The sequence below is a fragment of the Chitinophaga sp. OAE865 genome, assembly GCF_040546735.1.
Taxonomy (GTDB): Bacteria; Bacteroidota; Bacteroidia; order Chitinophagales; family Chitinophagaceae; genus Chitinophaga; species Chitinophaga polysaccharea_A.
Map to the genome: position 1 here is coordinate 3,769,492 of NZ_JBEPOF010000001.1, position 26,486 is coordinate 3,795,977.

22 protein-coding genes are annotated in these 26,486 nt (G+C 46.8%); 13 read left to right on the forward strand and 9 right to left on the reverse strand.

Annotated features, from left to right (window positions below):
- Positions 1-2 precede the first annotated feature (2 nt).
- The 6 genes from ABIE50_RS15370 (at position 3) to ABIE50_RS15395 (ending at position 5,105) form a co-directional block, all read left to right on the forward strand.
- On the forward strand, positions 3-1,337 hold the full coding sequence (locus tag ABIE50_RS15370; protein WP_354028033.1) for a PQQ-dependent sugar dehydrogenase: 1,335 nt from the start codon (positions 3-5) through the stop codon (positions 1,335-1,337).
- Between the two features lie 29 nt (positions 1,338-1,366).
- Complete coding sequence (locus ABIE50_RS15375) at positions 1,367-1,570, forward strand: hypothetical protein (RefSeq protein ID WP_209860088.1); 204 nt, start codon at positions 1,367-1,369, stop codon at positions 1,568-1,570.
- A gap of 298 nt (positions 1,571-1,868) precedes the next feature.
- Positions 1,869-2,216 (forward strand): hypothetical protein, encoded by a 348-nt coding sequence (locus ABIE50_RS15380; protein ID WP_209860086.1) that lies wholly within the window; start codon positions 1,869-1,871, stop codon positions 2,214-2,216.
- An 81-nt stretch (positions 2,217-2,297) separates the two neighbouring features.
- A complete protein-coding gene (locus tag ABIE50_RS15385) occupies positions 2,298-3,119 on the forward strand; it encodes an MbnP family protein (RefSeq protein ID WP_209860084.1) in 822 nt (273 codons plus the stop codon).
- Complete coding sequence (locus ABIE50_RS15390; protein WP_209860082.1) at positions 3,119-4,168, forward strand: cytochrome-c peroxidase; 1,050 nt, start codon at positions 3,119-3,121, stop codon at positions 4,166-4,168. Before ABIE50_RS15385 ends, ABIE50_RS15390 begins: the two co-directional genes overlap by 1 nt.
- 10 nt (positions 4,169-4,178) lie before the next feature.
- Positions 4,179-5,105: a transporter family protein gene (locus tag ABIE50_RS15395; protein ID WP_209860080.1), complete on the forward strand. Its 927-nt coding sequence runs from the start codon at positions 4,179-4,181 to the stop codon at positions 5,103-5,105.
- Positions 5,106-5,108: 3 nt separating this feature from the next.
- Here ABIE50_RS15395 and ABIE50_RS15400 read toward each other — a convergent pair whose 3' ends face one another.
- Both ABIE50_RS15400 and ABIE50_RS15405 read right to left on the reverse strand, forming a co-directional pair.
- Positions 5,109-6,392: a sensor histidine kinase gene (locus ABIE50_RS15400; RefSeq protein WP_209860078.1), complete on the reverse strand. Its 1,284-nt coding sequence runs from the start codon at positions 6,390-6,392 to the stop codon at positions 5,109-5,111.
- A 42-nt stretch (positions 6,393-6,434) separates the two neighbouring features.
- The gene (locus tag ABIE50_RS15405) at positions 6,435-7,109 is read right to left on the reverse strand and encodes a response regulator transcription factor (RefSeq protein ID WP_209860077.1); all 675 of its coding nucleotides are present in this window, start codon (positions 7,107-7,109) and stop codon (positions 6,435-6,437) included.
- Between the two features lie 279 nt (positions 7,110-7,388).
- Here ABIE50_RS15405 and ABIE50_RS15410 point away from each other — a divergent pair, with 279 nt between their 5' ends.
- The 3 genes from ABIE50_RS15410 (at position 7,389) to ABIE50_RS15420 (ending at position 12,359) form a co-directional block, all read left to right on the forward strand.
- On the forward strand, positions 7,389-9,785 hold the full coding sequence (locus tag ABIE50_RS15410; RefSeq protein WP_354028034.1) for a TonB-dependent siderophore receptor: 2,397 nt from the start codon (positions 7,389-7,391) through the stop codon (positions 9,783-9,785).
- 513 nt (positions 9,786-10,298) lie between these two features.
- On the forward strand, positions 10,299-11,726 hold the full coding sequence (locus ABIE50_RS15415) for a hypothetical protein (RefSeq protein ID WP_209860076.1): 1,428 nt from the start codon (positions 10,299-10,301) through the stop codon (positions 11,724-11,726).
- Between the two features lie 129 nt (positions 11,727-11,855).
- A complete protein-coding gene (locus tag ABIE50_RS15420) occupies positions 11,856-12,359 on the forward strand; it encodes a hypothetical protein (protein ID WP_209860075.1) in 504 nt (167 codons plus the stop codon).
- 64 nt (positions 12,360-12,423) lie between these two features.
- On the opposite strand, the gene ABIE50_RS15425 is transcribed toward ABIE50_RS15420, so the two are convergent.
- Complete coding sequence (locus tag ABIE50_RS15425) at positions 12,424-12,840, reverse strand: response regulator (RefSeq protein WP_209860071.1); 417 nt, start codon at positions 12,838-12,840, stop codon at positions 12,424-12,426.
- A 120-nt stretch (positions 12,841-12,960) separates the two neighbouring features.
- The gene (locus ABIE50_RS15430) at positions 12,961-13,671 is read right to left on the reverse strand and encodes a 4'-phosphopantetheinyl transferase family protein (protein ID WP_209860069.1); all 711 of its coding nucleotides are present in this window, start codon (positions 13,669-13,671) and stop codon (positions 12,961-12,963) included.
- A 206-nt stretch (positions 13,672-13,877) separates the two neighbouring features.
- Between ABIE50_RS15430 and ABIE50_RS15435 the strand changes: the two genes are divergently transcribed.
- The 3 genes from ABIE50_RS15435 to ABIE50_RS15445 are packed head-to-tail and all read left to right on the forward strand — an operon-like array spanning position 13,878 to position 16,638.
- Entirely contained in the window at positions 13,878-14,657 is a 780-nt protein-coding gene (locus tag ABIE50_RS15435) for a COG1470 family protein (protein ID WP_354028035.1), read from the forward strand.
- Between the two features lie 3 nt (positions 14,658-14,660).
- Positions 14,661-15,680, forward strand: coding sequence for an ABC transporter ATP-binding protein (locus ABIE50_RS15440; protein WP_209860064.1), 1,020 nt, complete (start codon positions 14,661-14,663; stop codon positions 15,678-15,680).
- Positions 15,622-16,638: an ABC transporter permease gene (locus ABIE50_RS15445; RefSeq protein WP_209860063.1), complete on the forward strand. Its 1,017-nt coding sequence runs from the start codon at positions 15,622-15,624 to the stop codon at positions 16,636-16,638. Before ABIE50_RS15440 ends, ABIE50_RS15445 begins: the two co-directional genes overlap by 59 nt.
- A gap of 9 nt (positions 16,639-16,647) precedes the next feature.
- Here the strand turns inward: ABIE50_RS15445 and ABIE50_RS15450 are convergent, their stop codons facing one another.
- The 5 genes from ABIE50_RS15450 to ABIE50_RS15470 are packed head-to-tail and all read right to left on the reverse strand — an operon-like array spanning position 16,648 to position 25,108.
- Positions 16,648-18,558: a sialate O-acetylesterase gene (locus ABIE50_RS15450; RefSeq protein ID WP_209860061.1), complete on the reverse strand. Its 1,911-nt coding sequence runs from the start codon at positions 18,556-18,558 to the stop codon at positions 16,648-16,650.
- A 24-nt stretch (positions 18,559-18,582) separates the two neighbouring features.
- Complete coding sequence (locus tag ABIE50_RS15455) at positions 18,583-21,069, reverse strand: glycosyl hydrolase 115 family protein (protein ID WP_209860058.1); 2,487 nt, start codon at positions 21,067-21,069, stop codon at positions 18,583-18,585.
- Between the two features lie 13 nt (positions 21,070-21,082).
- Entirely contained in the window at positions 21,083-21,832 is a 750-nt protein-coding gene (locus ABIE50_RS15460; RefSeq protein WP_209860056.1) for an SDR family NAD(P)-dependent oxidoreductase, read from the reverse strand.
- A 28-nt stretch (positions 21,833-21,860) separates the two neighbouring features.
- Positions 21,861-24,011 carry an alpha-glucuronidase family glycosyl hydrolase gene (locus tag ABIE50_RS15465; protein WP_209860054.1) on the reverse strand — a complete coding sequence of 717 codons (2,151 nt, stop codon included), beginning with the start codon at positions 24,009-24,011 and terminating at the stop codon, positions 21,861-21,863.
- 53 nt (positions 24,012-24,064) lie between these two features.
- Positions 24,065-25,108: a LacI family DNA-binding transcriptional regulator gene (locus tag ABIE50_RS15470; RefSeq protein WP_209860052.1), complete on the reverse strand. Its 1,044-nt coding sequence runs from the start codon at positions 25,106-25,108 to the stop codon at positions 24,065-24,067.
- Positions 25,109-25,293: 185 nt separating this feature from the next.
- Here ABIE50_RS15470 and uxuA point away from each other — a divergent pair, with 185 nt between their 5' ends.
- Positions 25,294-26,463: a mannonate dehydratase gene (gene uxuA, locus ABIE50_RS15475; RefSeq protein WP_354028036.1), complete on the forward strand. Its 1,170-nt coding sequence runs from the start codon at positions 25,294-25,296 to the stop codon at positions 26,461-26,463.
- Positions 26,464-26,486 lie beyond the last annotated feature (23 nt).

The following is a 26,486-nucleotide window of genomic DNA, read 5'->3' on the forward strand; positions in this document are numbered from 1 at the left end:
TTATGCAGATGCAACCCGTTAGAATAACTCAATGGATGGCTGCCGGGTTTATGGCAACAGTGTTGTTTGCCTGCAATAACCAGCGGCAAAGATCAACCGTTGCGGATAGTATAGCCGCCCAGCAGAATGTACCAGGTGATACCTTTCCATTGCCGGATACCACGAAGTCTGTTAAGAACTTCAGCCGGGTAATTGGCTGGCCGGGTAATAAAACACCGCAGGCGCCGGAAGGATTTACGGTTACCAGATTTGCAGACGGGTTCAAAAACCCCCGCTGGATCTATGTAGCGCCCGGCGGCGATATCTTTGTGGCGGAAAGCAATGCTACCAGGGCGTTTGTACAGAAAGTGGGAGATGTGGTATCGGGGAAAGCCGCTTCTGAAAATGAAACTAAAAGCGCCAACCGCATTACACTGCTTAGGGACACCAATAAAGATGGTAAACCCGATCAGCGTTTTATCTTCCTGGAAAAGCTCGATCAGCCTTTTGGGATGCTTATCCTCAACAATAGTTTTTATGTAGCCAATACAAATGGGGTGATGCAGTTTCCCTACAGGAACGGCGACAATAAAATTTCCGGCGCCGGTAAAGTCATATTGCCATTGCCTGCCGGAGGGTATAACAATCACTGGACCCGAAACATAGTTGCGGCGCCAGACGGGTCGAAGCTTTATATATCCGTGGGCTCTGGCAGTAACGTAGCCGAACATGGAATGGAAAATGAAAAACGCAGGGCCAATATCCTGCAGACAGACCCGGACGGCAGCAATGAAAGGATTTATGCCAGCGGCCTCCGTAACCCGGTAGGTATGGACTGGGCGCCCGGAACAAATGCGTTATGGACAGTAGTGAACGAGCGCGATGAGCTGGGAGATGAACTGGTGCCCGATTATCTTACCCGGGTGAAAGAAGGCGCGTTTTACGGCTGGCCCTATTCTTATTTCGGGCAGCATGAAGACCCGCGCCGGAAAGGGGAACAGCCTGATTCTGTAAAAAAGGCCATTGCGCCGGATTTTCCATTGGGAGCACATACGGCTTCATTAGGGCTCGTTTTTTACAAAGGCAGCACTTTCCCCGCGAAATATCAGCAAGGCGCTTTTATAGGTCAGCATGGCTCCTGGAACCGCTCACAGCTGGCAGGTTATAAAGTGGTGTTTGTGCCGTTCAGGAACGGGCAGCCATCAGGTCCGGCGGAAGACTTCCTTACCGGGTTTATTGCCGATGCCGCTACGAGCGATGTATATGGCAGACCTGTAGGAGTGGCCGTGGCCGCAGACGGAGCATTGCTGGTAGCAGATGATGCTGCCAATACCATTTGGCGGGTGGCGGCAAAGTAACCGATTTATTCACCTTTAAATAGTATGTTATGCCACTAAAAGACAGAACGATCGGCGGGCATGGTGAAACCAGTCCCGATCTGGGAAATGACTACAGCCGCGATATTACACGCGAAGTAACTTCCGATGATACATTGAAAAATGTAATTCCGGATAAAGACAAAAAAAAGAAAGATAAAACACAAAAGGAAACAGAGAAACATAACAAAGACACTGATAACGTGTCCGAATAGCAACAGGGGAACAAAAGCCCTGGTACGCCGCCGGCACACCAGGGCTTTTGCTGTTATTGATCTTTTGCCCTCAGCAATTACTTCTTTCCAGCTTGCTAAGCAGTGGAAGCCCGGTTACTCCCACATACTTCCTGGAGGCTTTACAGGATAGCATTGCAACCCATTTATTTAAAATTCCGCTTTATCTAAATTATTGTCCCGTTCATTACCGGGCCACTAATGGTGGAAGAAATATCTTTGCAGGAAATTTAAATGGCCCACGTAAGAAATGCGGAAACAAATAATAACGGTGTTTTTTATGCTGACCTGGATCTGCCAGCTGTCGGGCCGCTATGTGACTATCCTCAGTTTTTATATGAACCAGGCTTACATCGCAGAGAATTTATGTGTTAACCGCGATAAACCTGAACTACACTGTAACGGTAAATGCCATCTTGCTAAAAAGATGAGCGAAGAAGACAGGAGAGACCAGGAACGGCCGGATCGTAAAATGGATAACAGCAACGAGGTCTTTTATACAGATGCAGATGAACCGGATATTTTAAACCCTTCTTTTACCAGTATCACCCATGCCTGGTTATATCCTTATAGTATAGGTATTGCAACAGACCGCCCCTCCGACGTGTTCCGTCCTCCCATTTCATAAGCGCCGTTGTTTTAATTACCCCTTACATCTCCCGTCTGATAACGGGAACGCCCCAACGTGCCCATACATAAAATAAAAATCATGCTCAGAATTAAACATATCATATTATCTGCAATAATAACCGCCGGTTGTTTTACTGCCTGTAAAAAAGATGACGCACCCGCTCCATCCGGCGATGATACGGTAAAAGCTACTTTATCTATCCAGTTTGATAACATTGCCGGCGACAGGAATCTTCAGCTGAACACAGGCATTTATACAAATGCCGCAGGGGAAAAGTTTACCGTAGAGCGCCTGAAATATTATATCACAAACATCAGTGCAAAGAAAGCCAATGGGGAAACATTTACAGTGCCTAAAGACAGCAGCTACTTCCTCGTATCTGAAGCAGATGCCGCTTCACAGTTCGTAAAAGTAAAAGTGCCGGAAGGCGAATATACTTCCATTAGTTTTATTCTTGGAGTGGATAGTCTCAGCAGTGTAATGGATATCCGGAAAAGGACCGGCGTACTGGACCCTTCAGGCAGTATGGACGATGGCATGTACTGGGAATGGAATATGGGTTACATCTTCTTTAAAATGGAAGGTACCTCTGATGCTGCGCCCGCAGATCCCAGCGGCCGGCATAATTTCCGCTACCATATCGGCGGCTTCGGCGGCTATAGTGCGCCTACGCTCAATAATATCAAAACCATCACAGTTGACCTTACCGCCGGCGGCATTGCCAGGGTGCGGCAAGGCAGGGAGGCCAATGTACACCTGATGGTGGATATCCTGAAAATGTTTAATGGCGCTGCCAATGTTAGCATAGCTGCACACCCTACCGTTATGTTCGGCGATTTCAGTACCACTATCGCGAACAACTATACGCAGATGTTTCACCACGATCATACGGAGAACTGATGACTAAGCTACAGTGGTTAATAGCAGCATGTTTTGCGCTCTTACTGCCGGCCTGCAATAAAAGTGAGAAGATGAAAGAGCCGGTAGCGGGCTTCGCCGGTTTTCAGCAACCTTCAGGGTTTCCCCTGCCTGCATATAAATTTGCGAATAACCAGGTAACGAAAGAGGGGTTTGAATTAGGCAGGAAGCTGTTTTATGAGCCCCGTCTTTCCCGTAATAATACTATTTCCTGCGGATCCTGCCACCTGCAAACATCCGCCTTTACGCATCACGGGCATGATATCAGTCATGGCATCGACGACCGTTTAGGCAGCCGGAATTCCCCGCCCATCATGAACCTGGCATGGAGTCCCACATTTATGTGGGATGGAGGCGTTTTTGACCTGGATCTGCAACCGGTAGCACCTATTACCAATTTTGTTGAAATGGACGAAACGGTTGCCAATGTATTGGTGAAGCTGAGGAATACGCCGCCCTATCCCGCACTTTTCAAAAAAGCCTTCGGCTCAAATGATATTACCACTGCAGATATGATGAAGGCATTATCCCAGTTTATGGTGATGCTGGTAAGTGACCAGTCGAAATACGACAGCGTAATGCGTAAGCAAGGGGCGGGCTTTACATTGGAAGAACAGCAGGGATATGAAATATTCCGGCAGAAGTGCAACAGCTGTCACCGGGAGCCCTTATTCACAGATCACTCGTTCCGGAACAATGGTATCCTGCCTGGTCCGAATAATGATGAAGGCCGTTACCCGGTAACACTGAACCCGGGTGATAAATACAAGTTCAAAGTGCCCAGTCTCCGTAACCTGGCCTATACAGCGCCCTATATGCACGATGGCCGGTTTTATACCTTGCAGGGCGTGCTTGCGCATTATACTTCTGAAGTAACGGACATGCCTACACTGGATCCGCTGCTGAAAGTAAATGGCAGGCCTGGCATTCCTCTCACTACAGGTGAACAGCAAAAATTGCTGGCTTTTCTGAATACATTAAATGATAAAAATTTTATTAAAGACATAAGGTTTTCCCAGGAAACCCAATAAAACACTTCAGATGAAAAAGATACTGATACTCCTGGTCTGTTTGATAGCAGGGCTTCGTGAAACATACGCCTGTGATATCTGCGGCTGTGGAGTAGGAAGCTATTACATTGGTCTGCTACCGGATTTCAAAAAGAAATTTATCGGTGTGCGTTACCAGTATAAAACACTGCGCGCTCATTTGGGACCAGGCGGTACAACCTCCTATCTTACTACCGGTGAAACCTACCAAACGGCGGAAATATGGGGCGGCTGGAACATCGGCAAACGTTTCAGGATATTGGGATTTATACCGGTTAATTTCAACAGCCGGGAGAACCAGGGCGTTACCATGAGCAGGTCTGGTATCGGCGATATTGCCCTGGTAGGCTATTACCGGTTAATGGATCAGCAGCATACTACCGGCAACGGTAAGCTGCTGGTACAGTCATTATGGATAGGCGGTGGTGTGAAAACGCCTACCGGCAAATATGAACCGGCAGAACATAAAGAGAACGAAGATGCGCCTAATAATTTCCAGCTGGGAACGGCCAGCACCGACTTCTCCCTTAATGCCATGTATGATATACGGCTGATGGACTTCGGTGTAAATGCCAATGTAAGTTATAAGATCAACACTAATAATAAATATGATTACCGGTATGGGAATAAATTCACTGCAAACCTGCTGGCCTATTATAAAATCAGGGTGGCGGAAAAAGTAACGCTGGCGCCTGATGCAGGTATACTATATGAAACGGCAGAAAAGGATACAGAAGCAAAAAGGTATCGCGTGGATGTTTCCGGTGGTTATTCATTATTGGCTACAGTGGGCATGGAAGCCACTATGGGAGCGGTTTCCATTGGAGGCAATTTTCAGCCTGCCATTTCGCAACAGCTGGCGGATAACAGGATCAAAGCCGGTAACCGGGCAATGGTGCATGTTACTTACCTGTTCTAATGCTTATGACCATGCTATTGTAAACACATGAAACCCGTTTTCAAAACGGTAGCTTTCCTGCCACCCGTGCAGATGGCATATCTGGCGTACAATGGCCAGTCCCAGCCCGGTGCCGGTAGTGTTGGGAGAAGGGGAGCCAAAGCGCCTGAAAAGTATTTCCCCGTCCAGCGGCGCGGCGCCCGTGTTGGATATTTCCAGCTGATGTTCCCCGAGGCTGAGCATCAGCACATCCTGCGGGCGACTGTGCCGTACGGCATTCATAATAAGATTGGTAAGCATCACTTCTGCCAGTACTTTATTACCTGGTAGTATTATTGCGGGCGCAATATGTTTTTGTACCTGCAATTGTTTATCCTCCAGGAAATCTTCCAGCAGTGATAGCTGGTTTTCCAGCAGGGCAGATAGATTGACAGATTCCTTTACAGAAAACTGGCTGTTCTCAATTTTAGCCAGCAGCAAGAGGTTCTTATTGATCCGCGTAACCTTCGAAAGGGATTGATGCGCTTCATTGATCAGCCCTGATTGTTCATCTGTGACAGGCTTGCTTTGATGTAACAGGTCCAGCTTGAACTTCACAATAGACAGGGGCGTTTGTAATTCATGTGAGGCATTGTGCGTAAATTCTTTTTGCTGTTTATAGGCAGCCACATTACCCGCAATTAATTTTTCAAGGCAACGGTGAAGCATATCAAATTCCTCTGTACCGCTGTTTTCAAACCGGATGGTATTTTGCTTATGCAGGTCGAATGAAGCTATTCTCTCCAGGGTGTTATAAAAAGGCAGCCACAATTGTTTCGATATCCTCCTGTTAATAAAAATAAAACCACCTGATAAGATCAGGAAGAAAATGAAGGTGATACCGCCTATAGCAATGATCGTTTCATAAGATTCCTCTATATTGGTTTCCTGGGTAAGGCGCAATATTTTTCCGTTGACGGTAAAATAGGTAACAAGCCCCTGGAACCTGTCCCAGCCCTTTGCCGGAATATATTTATTTTTCCGGTAGATGTTATAGGTGGAGTCGGGGCGTAATGCCGCAGCCGGTTGCAGCTGTGTTTCAGGATGCAGTTTATTCCATAGCGCCACGCTTTCGGCAAGTTCTTTATCGGAAAGCGAAAGCGCCTGCAGGTTTTGCCGGGTAGTGGCGCTTACAATACGGTTATGCTCTTTTAATTCGTGTTTCCAGATGAAATCTATAATGGCATAATATGCGGGGATGCTGCAGGCCAGTACAATCCCGGCATACAGCACAAATGCCTTCATCGATTTATTAAGCAGCTTATTCATATAGGCAGTTTAATGCAGATGCATTATGGCTGCTAAGATAGGTTATACTTCCCAACGATAGCCGGTGGCGTAAATAGTTTTAAGATAATTGGCGCAGCCGGCCTCTCCCAGTTTTTTCTTGAGATTTTTAATATGGGCGTAAATAAAATTGTGATCGTCCAGCATACCGGCAATGTCGCCTGAAAGATGCTCTGCCAGTGCGTTTTTAGAGATGACTTTGTTTTTATTGCCAATGAAATACAATAACAGGTCAAATTCCTTTTTAGTAAGAAGTACCGGGGTAGTATTAACAAGAACGGTTTTGGACAGCAGGTTTATTGTAAGCTCATTTTGCCGGACAATATTCGCGTTGTTGAACTTTCTTCTCCTGATAATGGAATATACCCTGGCCGATAGCTCGGGTAAATGAAATGGTTTGGCCAGGTAGTCATCTGCCCCCGTTTGCAATCCCTGTATCTTATCTTCATAGGAATCTTTTGCAGAGATAATAATTATACCTTCTTCCCTGTCGCGCTTCTTTATTTCTTCCAGTAACCTCATGCCATCACCACCAGGTAACATGATGTCCAGCAGTATACATTCATACTCGAACATTTCTATTTTTGCAAGTGCCTGTTGATAAGTGCCGGCATATTCACAGGTATAGTTTTCACCCGACAGATAAGAGATAATGCTCTGCGCCAGCTGTATCTCGTCTTCTATGACCAGTAATTTCATGGCCCTAAATTAGACTTCAATTCTGAATTAATTCTGAACTTATAGCCAATCAGCAGGAACGAACTAAAGGTATATTTATGTTTATTTACCGTTAAAATATCATTAATTGGCTGTAAATAAGATAATTACGTATTTGTATTTATTTTTCAGGGAGATGGGGACGGGGAAGCTGCCCGGATCACAGGAGCTGATTACAGTTACAAAGGGAAAGAGGAACTTTTCCCGATCCGTCTGAACCATACGGTGCGATTGGTTTTTCTTTGCATAAAATTAATCTCGTTGAAACATTTATACTTTATTCTCGGTCTCATTTTTATCAACCTTACTGTACTGGCACAGAATGGTGTCATCAAAGGAAAGATCAGCTCTGCCGACGGTCAGCCTGCTGCATTTGTAACCATTGGATTGAAAGACACTAAAAAAGGAACGCTCACAGACGAAGCAGGTTTGTTTACACTGAAAAATGTAAAGCCAGGTAAGTATACATTGGTGATCTCTTATACCGGCGCAAAAACACTGCACCAGGATGTAACGATCGGCGCAGATGAAGTAACTGCCGTGAATATTGCACTGGAAGCCACTGCCAGCCAGTTGAACGAAGTAGTGGTAGATGGTACCAAAACAAGAACCATTAATAAAAGACCTGTAAGCATCGGCAAATTACCGGTACCGGTGATGGATCTGCCTCAAAGCGTGGCTATTATTGGTCATGAAGTACTGGAAGATCAGCAGGCACAACGCCTCAGTGATGTGGTAAAAAATATAAACGGTGTGTACATGGCTTCTACAAGGGCAGGTACACAGGAAACATTTAATGCACGCGGTTACGGATTTTCAAGTACCAATACGTTTAAGAACGGCGCCCGTGTGAACTCAGGCGCCATGCCGGAAATGAGCTCCCTGGAAAGGGTGGAAGTGCTGAAAGGCAGCGCTGCTATCCTGTATGGAAACGTAGCCCCCGGCGCTATTATGAACATGGTAACCAAGCAGCCTAAATTCAATTTCGGTGGGGAAATAAATCTCCGTGCCGGCAGCTACGGTTTGCTGAAACCTGCCTTCGATATTTACGGCCCGTTGTCGTCTAAAATAGCTTACCGCGTGAATGGCACCTTTGAAACGGCAGACAGTTACCGCGACCAGGTGCATTCCAAACGCTATTATGTAAACCCATCGCTGTTGTTTAAGCTGAGCGACCGTACCGAATTACTGGTGCAGGCGGATTACCTGAAACATGATTTCACGCCCGATTTTGGTACCGGTTCCATCGCCGATACTGCCCTGATTAAAGTGCCCCGCAATACTTTCTACGGAGCTCCCTGGCAGTATGCGCACACACAGCAAACCACTGCTTCCGCCAATATCAAACATAAGCTGAATGATAACTGGTCTGTAACCGGTAACATTGCTTACTCTAAATACTACCGCGACTATTATTCAATAGAAAGGATCCAGGCAAAAGGCGACAGCACCTGGGCCCGTCCGCTGGGAAGAAACAGTACCAATGAAGACTACTATGCTGCCCAGGTGGATCTAAATGGTAAGATAAGGACCGGTGCTATTGAACATACCGTACTTGCCGGTGTGGATGCAGACAGGTACCTGACCGGCACTTATGCCTACGGTGTTCCGTCTATCAACAAAACAACAGGTATCTATGATATCATCAATGTATATGACCCCAATAAATTCCCACGCCGTACGGATATGCCGGCAGATACCCTGAAAACTGTGAGCAATGCACCGGTTAACAGGTTAGGCGTATATGTGCAGGACCTGGTTAGCATCTCCGAAAAGATCAAGGTAATGGCTGGTGTCCGCTTCTCTTACCTGCAAACAGAAGCCCCGGTTGTTTACGATTTTAAAGGCGGTAAAATGCCCGGCGCCGCAAAGTATGATCATGCCTTTTCTCCCCGTTTGGGCGTGGTGTACAAACCAGTTTCCTCCACTGCTTTATTTGCCAGCTATTCTACTTCCTTCACACCCAATAGCGGTCAGGATGTTGACGGAAAGAACCTGAAGCCATCCAATATAGAGCAATATGAACTGGGCGTGAAGAATGATATCTTCAATGGTCGTTTGTCCGTTAACGTTACAGCCTACCGTATCAGGAACAACAACTATGCACAGATGGCCGCATTTCAGAAAGACGGTGTTACCCCTAACAGCAATACCAACATAAAAACACTGATAGGGGAAACCCTCAGCCAGGGTGTTGAACTGGATATTGCCGGTCACCCGCTGGCAGGACTCGATGTTATCGCCGGTTACAGCTATAACAACATGACCATCGAGAAAACACCAGGCCAGAAAGGAAGCTCCGTAGAAGGAGAGCGCCTGGTAGGTAACCCTAATCATACTGCCAACGCCAGTGTATTCTACACTTTACAGGAAACAAAGTTAAAAGGCCTGAAGCTCGGCGCAGGATTTTATTACATAGGTCAGCGCTTTGCCGGCTGGAACAATACTATCGGGCAAACGCAGCAATACAACAGGCTGATCTCTGTTCCTGGCTTCTCCACCCTCGACCTGAGCGCAGGATATGCTTTCAAACGTTTTGCAGTAATGGGTAAGGTGTCTAACGTTACCAATACCTACAGCTATTACGTGCATGAGAACTATAGCATCAACCCGATACCACCTACACAGTTTACAGGAACTGTGTCGTACAAGTTCTAGCTTTATATCATATTTTTATATCTTCCGGGAGGGCTATCATCTGGTAGCCCTCCTTTTTTTAGTTGAAAAAGCAGCGTATACTCCAATCCCTTATATCAATTGATATCAATTGACATAAAAATAAATGACAAAGCCCATAAGTTATCATCTAATCTGAAAGGATCACTAATTTCATTACTGTAAAACGCTTATCGGAAACAAGGGTGTAAAGTTAACCCTGCAGTATGGATACTCCCCGGTTAACCCATATATGCACCATATATAAGCCATATATGCGCCGCATATACCCCGTATCTTTTAGATACAGGTTATCTGCGTTGAAAGCATTTAATACATATGTTTATTAACTCACTAAAATATTGATTATGGCGATTCTATCGTACGCCCTTTTCCGCTTATATTGCCAGTCTCTTTTATTTGAGGCCGCTCAACAATTTTCTCCCCTGATTGTTCAGTAAGAAATCTTTTGTAGCTCAACCACACACTATCCGTAAACTTATAATGAACAAAATAATGATCAGGATAATTCTTACCGGCATATTGGTTTTATGTATCAGCCAGATATTGTTTGCCCAGGATGCCAATTATTGGTCTGCCAGTTATGGGCCCGGAGGCTTTTTTACACCGGGCGCGGTGATAGCAAATAACCAGGACAGTGGTGTGCTCTTCTACAATCCTGCATTACAGGCGCTTACTAAAAAGAAAACCGCTTCTATTTCCGGGACTATTTACCAGTTGGAATCCATTAAGGTGAAGAACGGTGCGGGAACCGGTAAAGACCTGCATTCCCGTATCACTTCCAGTGTACCGCAGATGCTGTCGGGCATCGTGTCTGTAGGGCGAAGGAAGCCCGTGTATTTTGGCTATGCGCTTACGCGTGTATCTGTGCTTAATTACAACGTTTCCCAGCAGCAGGATGCGAAACTGGATGTGATAGACACGGGTAGAAGCCCCGGCCTGGAATATTATGTGGGCCAATATAATTTTCAGAATCATACAAGAGAAACATCAGCGCTTATCAGTACAGGGTTCAGGCTTTCCAACCGTTGGGCAATTGGTTTTATGGCGGAAGGCCAGTCCCGTTCCCAGCATTACAGCGAAGCTTTTACCTCCCGCGCGCTGGTGAACGATAATACTTCCAGTACGCAACCCCTGGCCAGCAATGAAGGGGCTTACCAGGTAGATTATTACCATATCGGTTTGCGATTAAAACTTGGCCTGAGCTATGAAGCAGGGAAGCATCACCTGGGATTATTACTGTCGTCTCCCCTTATTCATCTGCGTGGGAGAGGAACGCTGCTGAGCAACAACGCGGTTGCAAATGTTCATTTTATCGACGATGAGCCGGTCAACCTGCTGGCCAATACGCGGCAAACCAATCTTAAAACGAATTACAAGGTACCAGCCAGCATAGCCCTGGGATATGCATACGACTATAATAGAGGACAGGTATATGCAGCAGCGGAATATTTTATGAAAGTGAAAGACTATAACATCCTTACCCCGAGGCCGGAATTCTTTATACGGCCGGATACAGGAAGCAGTAACTCTTCCACTGTTGCATTGCTGGAAATGCGTGAAGCCAGGAAAGCAATTTTTAATATATCCGTTGGCGTTAGTTACCGGCTGAAACCATTATTAACAGGCTATTGCTCTTTCAGAACCGATTTTAATTATGCAGATAGAAAGGACACAGACGGTTTTTTACCTAATACATCCACATGGGATAACTACTATTGCCAGCTTGGAGTGAATGTTAAAAGAAGTAAGTACAATCTCCGCACAGGTATTCTCTTAGGTTATGGGCATACCAATAGTTACCGGCAGCCCATTAACTTTGATGATCCGAAGGAATCCAATCTTCTTAGCGGCACTATTGGCACGGTACCGGCTACACGAATGACGGCTGCATTGATGATTGCCTTTATTCATAACCTGTAATGTATTTCAGGCAGGGGATTTACCGGAAAGAGAAAACCGGCCAGCCGGGGTGCTTATGTGCCCGCGCTACAGCCCAATGCTTCAGATTGGCACCTCATTTGAATCTGTATGAATATAAATAAGTTGGTTATGAAAAAGATGTTGATAATCACCTGTTTAGCAATAGCAGGTTTATTGTATGGGAATACGGGCCATGCCCAGGTAAGGGTAAATGTAAACGTGAATATAGGCAGCCAGCCGCTGTGGGGGCCCGTAGGGTATGACTACGCAGAATATTACTACCTGCCTGATGTAGATGCCTATTATTATGTACCCGAACAACGTTTTATTTATCTCCATGGCGGAAGATGGGTTTTTGCCCCTGCTTTACCGGCCAGTTATCACTATGATCTGAACAGGGGTTACAAGGTAGTTGTAAATGAGCCAAAGCCCTATCTTCACCCGGATGTTTACCGGAGCAAATATGGGAAGTATAAAGGAAATTATGGTAAACAGCAGATTATCCGTTACAGCAATGATGAAAAATATTACGTAGTAAAAGGACACCCGGGTAACGGAAAATACAAACATGATAAAGGCAATAAGGGCAACAAGGGTAATAAAGGTAACAGGGGCAGGGGGCATAAAGACTAATTTACCGGATAAAAAAGATGTAAAGCCCGTACAGGGCTTTACATCTTCCTGAAAATAAATTTAATTACCTGCTGGTAATATTTATATCAATAGCGCTATGCACTTTTGCCAACAGCTCTGCCCCGGAAAACGGCTTTGTAATAATATCATCTCCCGGACATTTTTCTCTCAACGCATCAATATCTTCCGATCCTGCAATGATCAGAATCGGTATTTTTCTGGTATGAATATTTGTTTTCAGGTGCCTGCATACTTCCTGTATGCTTACACCGGGCATTTGATTATTCAAAATAAACAAATCCGGTTTCTCAAACGATCCTTCCAGTAATTGTTCCGCATCATTCAAGAAAAACACCTGATAATGTTTCCTGAGCAATGATGATAAAAGTAATCTTATATCAACATCGCTTTCTGTGATTAGGATTTTCCTGTTCATAGCCTTACGATTTTGATGTGCCCAAATAGTAAACCAATATCGCACCAGAATTGTTTAGCCTGCTTTCAACGGGTTGATTTTTAACTATTTAATAAATGTGATATCATTTTTACATTTAGATATTTTTGGAGAAAATCTGCCACAAGCCGGGGCACAACTGGTTGGTTACAACATGGCATCTGCGGCCAGTTCACTGATATTTAGCTGGTGAACAGAAATAGCGACATTTATTTCACTGCATGCCAGGTGGCAAATATATGGAGGTAGTATAGACAGGGCATGAAGTTGCCATGTATGCTGGTCATACGGAACAATATCTGTTGTAGTATTAAGCAGATGCAGTGCGTCGTTCAGCCCTGTGCCGGCAGCCTTTAATACTGCTTCCTTCCTTGTCCAGTACCGGTAGAAAATGGCCGGTGGTGCAGGGTCCTGGCAGATGTTGCGCCATTCCTCCCCGCTGAATTGTTGCCGGAAATCATCCATTGGCAATAGCTGGGGTTTTTCAATATCAATCCCCACACGGCCTTTTTCAGCCACTGCGAAGGCCACTGCAGTAGCGGAATGCGTAATATTAAAATCGGGTGCACCATTGATAAAAGGGCGCCGGTTGGCGGTATATTCAATATCGGAGAGGGTATATGGAAGCTGCCGGCGAAGCAATGAATACCGCAATAAGTGTTTTCCCAGCAGTGCGGCGTGTGCATCTTCCCACCGGCGGTACCGGTAAACGGCGGTGCGTAGGTTCTCCGGGAGAACAGCCGCCAGTTTGCTGAAAACGGGAGCCGGCATCGGCGTATCATAGCAGGTATAATAAACGGTGATCGCCACAGGCCCCATATCTTCATTAAAATTTTCACATTTTTTTTGCAATTCCATTTAGGATTTCTTTTTAATTTGGGCGCCGTCTGGAATAATCAACTATCATTTTTCCAATGCTGTACTTAGAAGTAAATAGCTATTATTTCATCTGAATATAATTATTATTTATTAATCTCATGTTAGCAATGTCAGCAAGCAACAACCAACATCGCCGGAGGATCGCCCGGAATCTTCCATCTTTTTTTTGTTTATTCCTTTTATCTGTGTCATTCACCAAACAAAGCACGGCGCAGGCAAACAAACATTCAGAGCCACCTTTTACGGCCAGGCTTATCAACATCGAGGCGGCCACCAATACGCCCTTTATCTACAACACCAGGTTACATAATTCTGCTGCCACATCCCGTGTATACCAGCTTTCTGCCAATGTTCCCCCGGGATGGAATGCTTCTTTTAAAGTAGAGGGCGTGCAGGTAACCTCATTGAATATCGATTCAGAAAAAACACAGGATATTACCCTGGAAATTAACCCCGCTATTGAAACCAAGCCCGGGAAATATAATATACCGGTACTGGCGGTAACCGGTGCTGATACTGCAAAGCTGAACCTGGAAGCAGTAGTGAAAGGCTCATACAGCGTTTCTCTCACTACGCCATCCGGCAGGTTGAGCGATGAAATAACTGAAGGCAACCGCAAAGAGATCCACCTGGTGGTAAAGAACACAGGCACTATTGCGCTTGATAACCTCGATCTTTCCGGCCAGGCCCCCCCGCAGTGGGACGCTGCATTTGTACCATCTACCATCACCCGCCTGGAACCCGGTAAGGATGCGGAAGTTACCGCCACGCTGAGCGTACCTGATAAAACCATTGCCGGTGATTATGTAACCAACTTCTCCGTTAAAAATACCAACGCTTCCTCCAGTGCATCTTTCCGTATGACGGTTACCACATCCGTTCTTACCGGGTGGATCGGCATACTGGTGATAGTAGCCGCATTAGGCGTTGTGTATTACCTTATCCGTAAATATGGCAGGAGATAGCTTATGGAACAACCAATTATTGAGATCAACGGGCTGACCAAATACTACGGCTCCCTGAAGGCCGTGGATAACCTGCACCTGTCGATAAACAAAGGTGAAATATTCGGGTTGCTTGGTCCCAATGGCGCCGGGAAATCAACCACAATACTAATGCTGCTCGGTCTTACCGAGCCTTCTGCCGGAGAAGCGCATATCTGCGGACTGAATGCTGCGCGCAATCCTATTCCTGTGAAACGCAAAGTGGGATATATGCCGGATAACGTAGGCTTTTACAATGAGCTAACGGCACTGGAGAATCTTACCTATATCGGGCGACTGAACGGTATCCCGGAAGCGGAAGTAAAGGACCGTGCAAGGAACATGCTGGTGGAAGTAGGACTGGAAGCTGCCATACATAAAAAAGCAGGGGCCTTTTCCCGTGGTATGAAACAGCGTCTCGGCCTGGCCGATGTGCTGCTGAAACAACCGGAGGTGATCATCCTGGATGAGCCTACACTAGGTATTGACCCTACGGGTGTGAGAGACTTCCTGGAACTGATCCGGCAGCTAAGCGAGGCGCAGGGGCTTACGATATTATTGTCGTCCCATCACCTGCACCAGGTGCAGCAGGTGTGTAACCGTGTAGGCATATTCGTTGGCGGGCGCCTGTTGGCGGAAGGCAATATTGAAACCCTGGCTGCTAACCTGTTCAACGCAGCTCCCTATGCAGTGCAGGTAACGCTGAAAGCAGCCGTCAGTGAGGCGAACGGACTGGAGAAAGACATCCTCCGGATGCCGGCGGTAAGTAAAGTAACAGTAGATGGAACAGTAGTGGAAATATCAGGAGAGGAAGATATTACGCCTGATATTGTACGCTTCTTTGTGCAGCGTGGTTTTGATGTTACCGGCGTTCAACAGAAAAGCTATGGCCTTGATGAGATCTATCAACGGTATTTTGAAAATAATTTAAAGGAAAACGTGTCCAATGAAAAGTCAAGCGGCCTATTTCAACGGTCTTTTTTCAGCAGGTTCAAAAAGCAGTAATCCTAAAGCCACCAGTCCTTTCTTTGCCATGGTAAGGAAGGAGGTGGCAGACCAGGTACATAGCTGGCGCTTCATTATCCTGGCGGGATTGATACTGCTTACTTTCCTGGGATCTATGTATGTATCCATAACCAATATCAGTAAGGCAGTATCAAATATCAATGATCCGGACAGGTTATACCTGTACCTGAAGCTGCTTACTACAACAGACGGGTCGTTGCCGCCTTTTCATATCTTCATCGGCTTCCTTGGGCCGTTGCTGGGTATCAGCCTGGGTTTTGACGCCATCAATTCAGAGCAGTCAAGCGGCACCCTGATCCGGCTGATGGCGCAACCGGTTTACCGCGATTCAGTGATCAACGCTAAGTTCGTGGCCTCGCTCATTGTTATCAGCACACTTTTTCTGTCACTTAACTTATTGATGATTGGTGGCGGATTGGTTATTACCGGTGTAAGTATGGAACCGCCTGAGTTGGTGCGTATACTGTGCTTTGTGATATTGAGCGTGATCTACGTATCATTCTGGCTGAACCTTTCCATACTGCTTTCGGTGAAGTTTCGGCAACCGGCTACATCGGCATTAACGGCCATTGCTATCTGGTTGTTTTTTACGGTCTTTTACCAGATCATCGTGAATGTTATTATCAAAGCGTTCCTGCCCAGCCCTGATGTACTGAGCCAGGATCAGCTGGTAGCATATAACAGGATCATTTTAACTTTCCTGCGTTTTGTGCCGAGCCAGTTGTACACAGATGCCACCACTACTTTACTGATGCCTTCTGTGCGCAGCCTGGGGCCTCTTACAATGGAACAAATGGCCGGCGCCATACCGTCGCCGTTGTCGGTGAGGGAAAGCCTGCTGGTGGTATGGCCACAGGTAAGCGGCCTTATTGCCGCTACGGTTGTTTGCTTTGCGCTTTCCTATTATCTTTTTATGCGGAGGGAAATAAGGACTTAAAAAGATAGGTTATTTGTCTGTTCTGAAAGGGGACGCCGGTAATTGTTCCTTATTACACAGATTGGGATTTACCGGGTTATCTGACCAGGCATAACGGACATACACAGGGGCTGCAATTTCATTGCTCCATACTATCACTTTATTCCCTTCTATTTTTGCATTTGCCCGCACAAATTTTTTACCGGCGCCCGCAATTTCAAACGTAGCGGGCGCTTCTCCATCTTTTGTGATGAGGCCCTCACCTGTATGAGTAAAGCTGACAATAATTTTGTCTCCATCAATAACAGCCGATTGATAAAGGGGGCCGCTGTAGGTAATATCTTCCCTATAAGCTGTTTTCATCGCTGCAAGCGCCAATCGCTCTCCTACATCTTTTTTATTATCAGGATGAATATCGTTCCACTCACCAAGATCAATAGCCACTGCCATGGCCGTATTGGGAACCGATAATGCCTTCAGCTGCGATTCCCGCAACATAGCCCAGTCGCTCTCGACAGGCAGGTAATTGTAATCCTGGAAACCAGGCAACTGCACATAGAGAAAGGGAAGGGCGCCCTGACCCCATTTCAGTCTCCAGTCACTGATCAGTGCTGGCAATAATTTTTCATATTGTTTAGCCTGGCCGGTATTCGCTTCGCCCTGGTACCAGCAGAATCCTTTGATGGTATAATTGATCTCCGGGGCTATCATGGCGTTGTACAGAGCTGCCGGCTGGTACTGAAGAGTGATCCGCTTTACAGGCGTTGTAACAGGATTAAAAACGGCGCCTACTTTATATTGCCAGCTGCCTTTCAGGTCAATGGTATCGCTGCCTGCGAATATGCAGTATGGCTTGTCTGCTACAAAACCGCCTTTACCGGCAGTATTGGTAACACGTATTACAAACAGGTTCTTACCTGCTTTCAGTACACCCGGCGCTATATTGTATCTGCGTTGGGGATACTGGTAACTCGTAGTGCCTGTCTTTTTGCCGTTGATATATAGCTCATCTGCATCTACGATCCTTCCCAGGAAAACCCGGGCAGCTTTTCCGGTCATGGAAGCAGGTATCTCTATTTCCCGGCGGTACCACACAACACCATTCAGGTCCCGGATGCCCTGATCTTCCCAATAGCCGGGAATGTTGATATTACGCCAGCCTTTCGGCGCATAGGCTATATCATACCATGCGGGGGAAACAGCCAGTCCTGCATCTGCCGGCTGCGGCGCAATTGCTGCCTGCCTGCTGAAGCTATTGATATAGGCGGTGTCTTTATTTTTTTCGATGACTGCTGTTTGCGCAGGGAATTCTTTTAGTCCTTCGCTGCTGATCCATGCTTCTATAGGCGTGCCTCCTACGCTGGCATTAATAATGCCAACAGGGATCCTGTATTTTTCATGGATCTTTTTTGCAAAGAAATATGCTACGGCAGAAAAAGGCCTTACTTCTTCCCCCACCGCAGGTACCCAGCGCCCGGCAGGTAAGTTCTGCTGTGGGCCCTGAAGGTCAGTAAGCGTGGGTACCAGGAACTGCCTGATCTGCGGGTAATCTGCTGTGGCAATATCATTGGCATAGGTTACATCATGGACGTTCATCTGGTGAACCATGTTCGACTGCCCGCTGCAAAGCCATACATCTCCAAACAACACATCATGCAGGGTGATCTTATTGCTTGCTTTAATGTCTATGTTGTACGGGCCGCCTGCTTTGGTAGGAGGCAGCTGTACTACCCAACCGCCACCAGCGCCGGCAGTTGTTTTGTATACTTTGCCTTTGAAATGGATCTCTATCTTTTCGTTGGCTGATGCCCATCCCCAGAGCTTTACTTTTTCATCTCTCTGGAGGATCATACTGTCGCGCACAAGCGCAGGCAGCTTTACCTGGGCAGTTCCGGCATATACAGAAAAAAGGAATAACGGGAGGATAATAAGTTGCTTCATAACGGGGATATTTACAGGCGGAATTTACCGGTTAAGTATAGTTTCAGGTGGACCAAGATATGTTTTTTTTATGTTACCAGAATCCAATACCAGTTTTTGTAAAACCACGCCGCTGTCTACCATCCAATACTTCAGTGTATGTTTGCCCGGCGCCAGTAACTGGTGCTTACTGGATCTGATAATGATGTTCTCTGCTACCCATTTGTCCCGGTTGCCTTCTTTGTTAATGCTGATGATCTGCGGCGCTTCATCATCGATGGAAACTGCATACTGCAAACCATTTTCACTGTTATGGAAATTCAATGTGGGAGAGCAGTATGCGTTGATGCTAACATCGCCTTTACTATAGGTATAGAAATCGTATTCCACACGGGGCGCATTGCCTACGGGCTGCTGTGCTGCTGCTGTAACAGGAAAGGTGGTGATGGCAGACCCGGTTCTTCCATGACCGGGAAGCACTTTCCAGCTAATACCGTTTGAGTGGACGGCCCTGGTGAAATGGGCAGCGGCAATAGATACTCCTTTTTCCCCGGCTTCATAAAAAATATTACCGGTAATACCGGCAGGAATATTTGCACGCTTAGAATCCCGTGCTTCCTGTGTTCTTCTTTCGGTGACTACATGCGGCGACAGGTATTGCACTTCCGGCATTTTTTGTTGAAGTGGCTGCTGCCAGGAGGTATAGCCAATATGTACCTGATCCATCATGTGGTTCCATTTACCATTATTCAACTGGTGATAGGCCATGGTGATCAGGGAATCTTCAAGATAAAAACGTTTTACATTATCCGCATAGGCATTGGTTCCCGGCCATTTGTTTTTATACGCTTCCCTGTTCAGGGCCACGTTATAGTACATTGCATTCAGGTTGGCAGATGCCCTCACCGGATGTAATACCAGCTGGAAGTAGGCGCTGTGGTAGGCCGCTGGCAATTGGCTGTTGATGGTTTCAGCTTTTTTCAACAGGTTGTTGTAATCATTAACAACGGCAGCCCATTCGTCAGGAAGACTATAAGTATTGGCATCCAGCAGTTCAGGCTTTCTTCTTGCATTGAAGGTTGTGTAGGCAGTAATAATGGCTGCAATGTCTTTGGCATATTTATCACCAAACTGGTCAGCGGCCCATTTTTTCGTATATCGCTGAAGGTCGGCGGGGCCAGTATTTTCCGGGTTCCATGCGTAATCAAGGAAGAAGGAGATGGGGAATTCCATCGGCTTAATATCACCTGCATTCACGATCCATATTTCCCTCGCGTTATATGCCCAGGCAAGATGCATTTGCTCCCATACCCTGGCAATGGAATTGGTGTTAATCCATTTATAGTTCCTTGGCCCGCCTACATAATCAAAATGATAATAGATGCCATAACCACCTTTGCGTTTGTTTTCACCGGGGCGTGGCAGTCTCCGGATGTTGCCCCAGTTGTCGTCGCAAAGAAGCAGGGTTACATCATCAGGCACGCGCATCCCTTTGTCGTAATAGTCCTGTACTTCTTTGTACAAAGCCCATAGCTGCGGTGTTTCGCTGGCGGGTTTACCGGTTACCTCTGTAATGATCTGTCTTTGATCAGCAACAATCCTTTCCAGCAGTGTGGTGGCTGTTTTTTCCGACATAGGCTCATCGCCATCGCCACGCATGCCTATGGTTATAATTTTTTCATTGACCGCTCTCTGCACGCCGCTGTGCCAGAATGCTTTCAACCGGGTGCTGTTACTGTCGTAGTTCCACTGCCCGGTTCCATATCTTCTCCATTCGTCGTGCGCTCTCATCATCGGTTCATGATGCGAGGTGCCTATTACAATGCCGTATTTTTCTGCGGTGGTTATATTCAGCGGGTCATCGTCATAAAACGCATTGCCCCACATTGCGGGCCAGATATAATTGCCTTTCAGCCGCAGAAGTAATTCAAATACCTTTTCGTAAAAGCGGTGATTAAAGCCGCCGAATTTTTCCCTGCTCCAGTTGGCCAGCGCCGGCGCTTCATCATTGATGAAGATACCGCGGTACTTTACTTTGGGGGCATCGGTGATGGATATATTCTTTTTAATAAAGACGGATGTTTTCTTTTTCACGGGTACATCCGCCCACCAGTACCATGGCGATACGCCCAGTTGCCCTGATAATTCAAACACGCCGTGGGCCGTTCCTCTTTTGTCGCTGCCCGTAATGATAAGCTGGTTGCCGGTGCTTTGGATCAGGTAGGCTTCCCATTTGTTTTTTATTTTTCCGGGAGATGTAATGGGTAGCGATGTTCCCGGTGATCCGATAATGATAGCAGGTGTTGCAGGAATGGAAGATACGACAGGCAGTTTCATACCGGTAACCATTTCTATATCCTGTTGTAGCCAGCTGGCGGATTGCAGCACCAGCGGATCATCAGCGGGGTCAACGCAAATAACTGCACCGGCCAGGGAAAATGATGCGTCGGACAACCGGTCGGTAATGATCGATTGTGCATAGCAACAAGTTGCCAGCATGCATGCTATGAGAGAGGATATGATCCGTTTCATAAACGACCTGTTGTTAAAAACCAATACTATTCCCGCCATCTACCGGCAGTATTGCACCTGTAATAAATTTTGCCGCATCACTGGCCAGGAAATAAGCGGCTTCACCTATATCGGCGGGTTGACCCATAGTGCCCATCGGGGTTCTGCCAAATACTTTTGCTTTTCTTTCCGGGTCGCTGTCCAGTGCTTTTGCCGTCATGTCTGAATAAATAAAACCGGGTGCAATAGCATTTACCCGTATACCTTTGGGAGAAAGCTCAACGGCCATTGCCCTGGTCATACCGTCAATTGCTGTTTTACTGGCAGAATAGGCAATCACTTTTGGAATGCCATATTGAGCTGCCATAGAGCTGATGTTAATGATGGAGCCGCTTTGCTGCTGCAGCATATGTTTTACCACTTCCCGGCTCATTGAAAAAACGGCGCTGAGATTGGTAAGGATCACCTGCTGAAATTCTTCGTCTGTAACGTCGGTGAAATCTTTTTTCATATTAGTGCCGGCATTGTTCACCAGTATATTGATAGGGCCGTGGCGGTCAGTTACTGTTTGAACAAAGCCGGGAATGGCAGCGAGATCGGTGACATCGCATGGGATGGCATGGCACAGTTCTCCCAGTTGTTGTTGGGCTGTATCCAGCCGTTCCTGGTTTCTTCCGGCAATAACTACCCGGATACCCTGTTGTACAAATTTCCCGGCAATGGCCAGCCCGATTCCCGAGCCTCCGCCCGTTACAATAGCTAATTTTCTTTTTGTTGCAGTCATCTTCCTACGTCAGTTTAATATACGGTAGCTAAATTCCCGGAGCAAACGGGAACCGCAGCTGTTTATAATATTCAAGTGTTTTATCTGGCCGTTCATATTGTGGAGGGATGGGTATTTTGCTGATGGACTGAAAATACAGCACACAGGCATTCCTCCACCAGATAGCTTCTTCATGTTGTATTTTCAGCAGCATGCTTACCTGTTCAAATCGTTGCCTGTCTATATACGGCTGCAGTGTTTTCCACGTATCCTGCATTTTGCCTGCCCGTTCAGCGCCTTTGTAGTATTGATAACAGAGCTCTTCCCATAAGGTGCGCCCGTTTTTTACCTTAAAATTCCACGGTACATGATGAAACCACAACAGGTATTTTTCATCGCAGGTGCTGCTGTCTTCCCATTGTTTTCGTGCATCCGGAAAGTACTGGGCCAGGGCGTTACTGCCTGTTATTGTACGGTTAAATCCTATACCAAGGCTATCTGCTTTATGATAATAAACAGGGTTCCATTCCGGGCGGCGCTGGTCGTTTACCCAGGGTGCGGGCCCGTAATGGTGGCTGGTACCCATGATGTGATGCAAGCCAATGGGATTGGAATATTGTACAATGATGTCGCGGCTTTCCAGCATTAAAGCAGTTGCCGCTTTCAGAAAGTCCGTATTATCTGAAAATGTCATGCGCAGCCATTCATCTGCAAGTTGTTCACTGCTAAGGGTATGGTCCCATGCGAGGCGTCCCAGGGCATACCAGTTGGCTTGTGCAAACGGATGCCCGCACCAGTTAATGTCATTACCAATATTGGCTACCCCGGCCATGCCACTGAGGGAATGTTTTTCCAGGCTGCCATCTATCACTTTGGCTACGGTGCTGCCTTTCCCTTTGCTGTAGGTATCGCTGTTGAGGGTTTCTTTGAATAGGGGTGCAAGGAAAACAAGGCTTGTTCCCTGCCCCAGGTATTCCTGTGTTACCTGGAACTCCATCATCAGTGGTGTTTTGGGCATGGCGCCAAACAGCGGATGAAAAGGTTCCCGGGGCATAAAGTCGATAGCCCCGTTTTTTACCTGTACCATTACATTGGGTCTGAACTGCCCATCGAGCGGAGCAAAGTCGTCATAAGCCTGCTTATGCCGGTCTGCAGGGTTGTTGTGGCTGTACACAAATGCGCGCCATATTACGATGCCTTTAAATGGGGCAATGGCATCTGCCAGCATATTGGCGCCATCTGCATGGGTGCGTTTATAATCCTGCGGACCGGGTTGTCCTTCACTGTTGGCCTTTACAAGGAATCCGCCGAAGTCGGGGATACGGGCATATATTTCCTTTACTTTTTCCTTCCACCATCGTAGTACATTTTCATCCAGCGGGTCTGCTGTTTTTAAGCACCCGATTTCAATAGGGGCGCTGAACCTGGCGGTGAGATATATTTTGATACCGTAAGGTCTGAATACACCCGCCAGGGCTTTTACTTTTTCGAGATAGGCAGGAGTGAGGAAAAGGGCATTGGCGTTTACGTTAGTGATCACCACGCCATTGATGCCAATGGATGCATTGGCCCTGGCGTAATCGATATAACGCTGATCAATATACGTAGGAAGCGTATGCCAGTTCCAGACAGAAAACCCTGCGTAGCCTCTTTCCACCGTTCTGTCGGCATTGTCCCAGTGATTGAGCATGCGTAAACGGATCCTTGGTGCAGAGATGATATGCAGCTGCCGGATGGGTTGGGAGGTTTGCAGGAGACGCAGGAAATGAAAAGCGCCATAAAGCACGCCTTGTTCGGTATTGCCGCTGATAAGCGTACAGGCTTTACCGTTAATTGTTTTCGAAACGATAACGAATCCTTCTTCGCCGGCATCTTTCAGCAGGGTTGTTATATCTGCCTGGCCGATCAGCGGGGAGGAGCGGGGAGTGCCTGCAATGATGGCGCCGTTACAGGGGATAGCGGTATTGGTATCTATTTTAGTTTGAAGTAAGCCCGACAGACCAGCAAACAATTCTTCCTTTACAATTTTCATCGTTGCTGAGGAGTTGCCTGCAATAATGGTAGTAATATTTCCCCGGTAAGATGTGAGCAGTGTTTTATTGCTGACCGGTTTATATCTCAGCCAGAGATCATACCCGTTTTCTCCTTTGGTTATAAAGAAGCAGCATAAGTATAAAATCAATAACGTGGTCTTTTTCATGTGTTTTATACACTTTTTACGCAATCGGTTGCGTAAATATCTCAAAAAAAATCTTATCCCCGCAATTTCTTTTTCAGGGAAGAGGCCCTGATCACCATTTCCGCGCGTAGCGTAATGGCATCGGTGGTATACAGGTTGCTGATCCCTTTAAGATGGTTAATTAAATAGGTAGCGGCGGTATTGCCGATGCTGTCGCCGGAATAGTCTATGCTGGTAAGGTTAGGCTCAATCACCCGGCTGATGGGATCATTGTTGAAGCCGGCAAAGGCAATATCTTCCGGGATACGGAGCCCGGCTGCCTTGAGGGCAAGCATGCAATACACGGCAGCGGTATCATTGGCAGAGAAAACGGCGTCGGGCCGTTCGCCCGGGGGCAGGTCCAGGATATACCTGGCGGCTTCAGTTCCGGCCTGTTCGGAAAGGGTGCTTGTCAGGTATAGCTTTTTGGAAACCGGCAGGTGATGGTCGCGCAGGGCCTGGCGGTAGCCGTTCAGCCGCTCCTGGTATACATTCCGCAACAGGTTGCCGCCCAGGTGCATGATCCTTTTACATCCCTGCTCTGCCAGGTGCCTGGTAATATTATAGGCAGCCTCATAATTATTGATGCCTACGGAAGTGCTTTCCTCGTGCGGGTAAATACGGTCAAAGAAAACAACGGGGATCTTCCGCTTGAAAAACGGCTCCAGGTGGTGGATGTCTGTGGTATTATAGGAGAGTGAAATGAGGAGCCCGTCCACTCTTTTATTAAACATGGTGGCCGCATTGCGCTTTTCTTTCTCCACATCTTCGAGCGATTGCGCAATAATAAGGTTGTAACCATGCCTGTTGGCGGCATTTTCCATGCCGGCCAGTACAGACGACATGAAATGGCTGTTAAGCCGTGGCACCAGCACGCCCAGGGTATGGGTATGCCTGCTTCTTAAACTGCTGGCGAATGTATTGGATTGGTAACCAAGCGTTTTGGCGGCTTCAGTGATCTTTTTCCGGGTGTTTTTGCTGATCATGGGATTGTTTTTCAATCCCCTGCTTACAGTGGCAGCCGAAACATTCAGGTATCTGGCTATATCATATATCGTTACCTCCCGGTCTTCAGACATTTTAGTGCAGCTTGTCCATCAAAGGAAATGAACTTTTTTTGAATAAACAAATGCAATCGGTTACGTAGCTCCTGATTTTTCCTATATTCGTTTCCCGGGGCAAACTATTAACCCGCCGATTCAATCAATGAATGCTATTGCGGTATGGATGTAACATTCATCTCTCTCAAAAAAATAAATATTTTATGTTAATGCATGAAACCATGCGCTGGTTCGGGCCGCATGATATTGTTAGTTTGAAAAACATCCGGCAGTCGGGTTGCGGTGGCGTTGTTACCGCATTACATCATATCCCTGTTGGCGACGTATGGCCGGTAGCAGAAATTCAGCAACGGAAAGCCCTGATTGAAGCAGAAAGTATGAGCTGGACGGTAGTGGAAAGTTTGCCTGTTAGTGAGAACATCAAACGGCAAAGCGGGAACTATCTGGCGCATATCGATAATTATAAGCAAAGCCTGCGAAACCTTGCTGCATGCGGGCTGAAGGTGATCACTTATAATTTTATGCCTGTGCTGGACTGGGTACGTACAGACATTAGTTATACCCTGCCTGCGGGGAGCAAGGCCCTTTATTTTGAGCGCGCCGCTTTTGTGGCGTTTGATCTTTTTATGCTGAAAAGAGAGAACGCTGCAAAAGATTACACTGCCGCCGAAATTGCAGCGGCAGAACAATGGCTGCATACGCATACCGAAGAGCAAAAACATAAGGTATTCCAGAATGCTTTATTAGGTTTGCCGGGTAGCACCGGGCGATTTACACCGGAAGAAATTTTAGCCGCACTGCAAACCTACAGGGACATTGATGCATCGAAGCTAAGGGAACACTTATTTTATTTTTTGGGAGAAGTAGTACCGGTGGCGGAAGCACAGGGCCTGAAACTGGCCATACACCCGGATGATCCGCCTTACCCGGTGCTGGGATTACCACGTGTGGTGAGCACGGAAGAGGATCTGCAAAACATCGTCAACGCAGTGCCTTCGCCTGCCAACGGCTTGTGTTATTGCACGGGATCACTGGGGGTAAGGCCGGGTAACGATCTTACAGGGATCATCCGGCGATTGGGAGCGCATATCCATTTTCTTCACCTGCGTAATACCCGCCGGGATGCTGCCGGGAACTTTTTTGAAGCAGATCATTTAGATGGTGATGCAGACATGGTAGCTATTGTTCGGCAGTTGTTACTGCTGATGAAACAACGGGACGTTTCTTTACCGGTACGGCCGGATCATGGTCACCAGATGCTCGACGACCTGGATAAGACCACTTACCCGGGTTATTCATGTATAGGAAGATTGAAGGGGCTTGCGGAGCTTCGCGGGTTGCAGGTAGGGTTGGCCAGTTTGTTGCAGGCCTGAAATAATTTTTAGTATCCGCAATC

Coding starts and splice junctions, on each gene's coding strand:
- ABIE50_RS15370 (WP_354028033.1), top strand. CDS start 3: ATGCAGATGCAACCCGTTAGAATAACTCAATGGATGGCTGCCGGGTTT.
- ABIE50_RS15375 (WP_209860088.1), top strand. CDS start 1,367: ATGCCACTAAAAGACAGAACGATCGGCGGGCATGGTGAAACCAGTCCC.
- ABIE50_RS15380 (WP_209860086.1), top strand. CDS start 1,869: ATGCTGACCTGGATCTGCCAGCTGTCGGGCCGCTATGTGACTATCCTC.
- ABIE50_RS15385 (WP_209860084.1), top strand. CDS start 2,298: ATGCTCAGAATTAAACATATCATATTATCTGCAATAATAACCGCCGGT.
- ABIE50_RS15390 (WP_209860082.1), top strand. CDS start 3,119: ATGACTAAGCTACAGTGGTTAATAGCAGCATGTTTTGCGCTCTTACTG.
- ABIE50_RS15395 (WP_209860080.1), top strand. CDS start 4,179: ATGAAAAAGATACTGATACTCCTGGTCTGTTTGATAGCAGGGCTTCGT.
- ABIE50_RS15400 (WP_209860078.1), bottom strand. CDS start 6,392: ATGAATAAGCTGCTTAATAAATCGATGAAGGCATTTGTGCTGTATGCC.
- ABIE50_RS15405 (WP_209860077.1), bottom strand. CDS start 7,109: ATGAAATTACTGGTCATAGAAGACGAGATACAGCTGGCGCAGAGCATT.
- ABIE50_RS15415 (WP_209860076.1), top strand. CDS start 10,299: ATGATCAGGATAATTCTTACCGGCATATTGGTTTTATGTATCAGCCAG.
- ABIE50_RS15420 (WP_209860075.1), top strand. CDS start 11,856: ATGAAAAAGATGTTGATAATCACCTGTTTAGCAATAGCAGGTTTATTG.
- ABIE50_RS15430 (WP_209860069.1), bottom strand. CDS start 13,671: ATGGAATTGCAAAAAAAATGTGAAAATTTTAATGAAGATATGGGGCCT.
- ABIE50_RS15440 (WP_209860064.1), top strand. CDS start 14,661: ATGGAACAACCAATTATTGAGATCAACGGGCTGACCAAATACTACGGC.
- ABIE50_RS15445 (WP_209860063.1), top strand. CDS start 15,622: ATGAAAAGTCAAGCGGCCTATTTCAACGGTCTTTTTTCAGCAGGTTCA.
- ABIE50_RS15450 (WP_209860061.1), bottom strand. CDS start 18,558: ATGAAGCAACTTATTATCCTCCCGTTATTCCTTTTTTCTGTATATGCC.
- ABIE50_RS15455 (WP_209860058.1), bottom strand. CDS start 21,069: ATGAAACGGATCATATCCTCTCTCATAGCATGCATGCTGGCAACTTGT.
- ABIE50_RS15460 (WP_209860056.1), bottom strand. CDS start 21,832: ATGACTGCAACAAAAAGAAAATTAGCTATTGTAACGGGCGGAGGCTCG.
- ABIE50_RS15465 (WP_209860054.1), bottom strand. CDS start 24,011: ATGAAAAAGACCACGTTATTGATTTTATACTTATGCTGCTTCTTTATA.
- ABIE50_RS15470 (WP_209860052.1), bottom strand. CDS start 25,108: ATGTCTGAAGACCGGGAGGTAACGATATATGATATAGCCAGATACCTG.
- uxuA (WP_354028036.1), top strand. CDS start 25,294: ATGTTAATGCATGAAACCATGCGCTGGTTCGGGCCGCATGATATTGTT.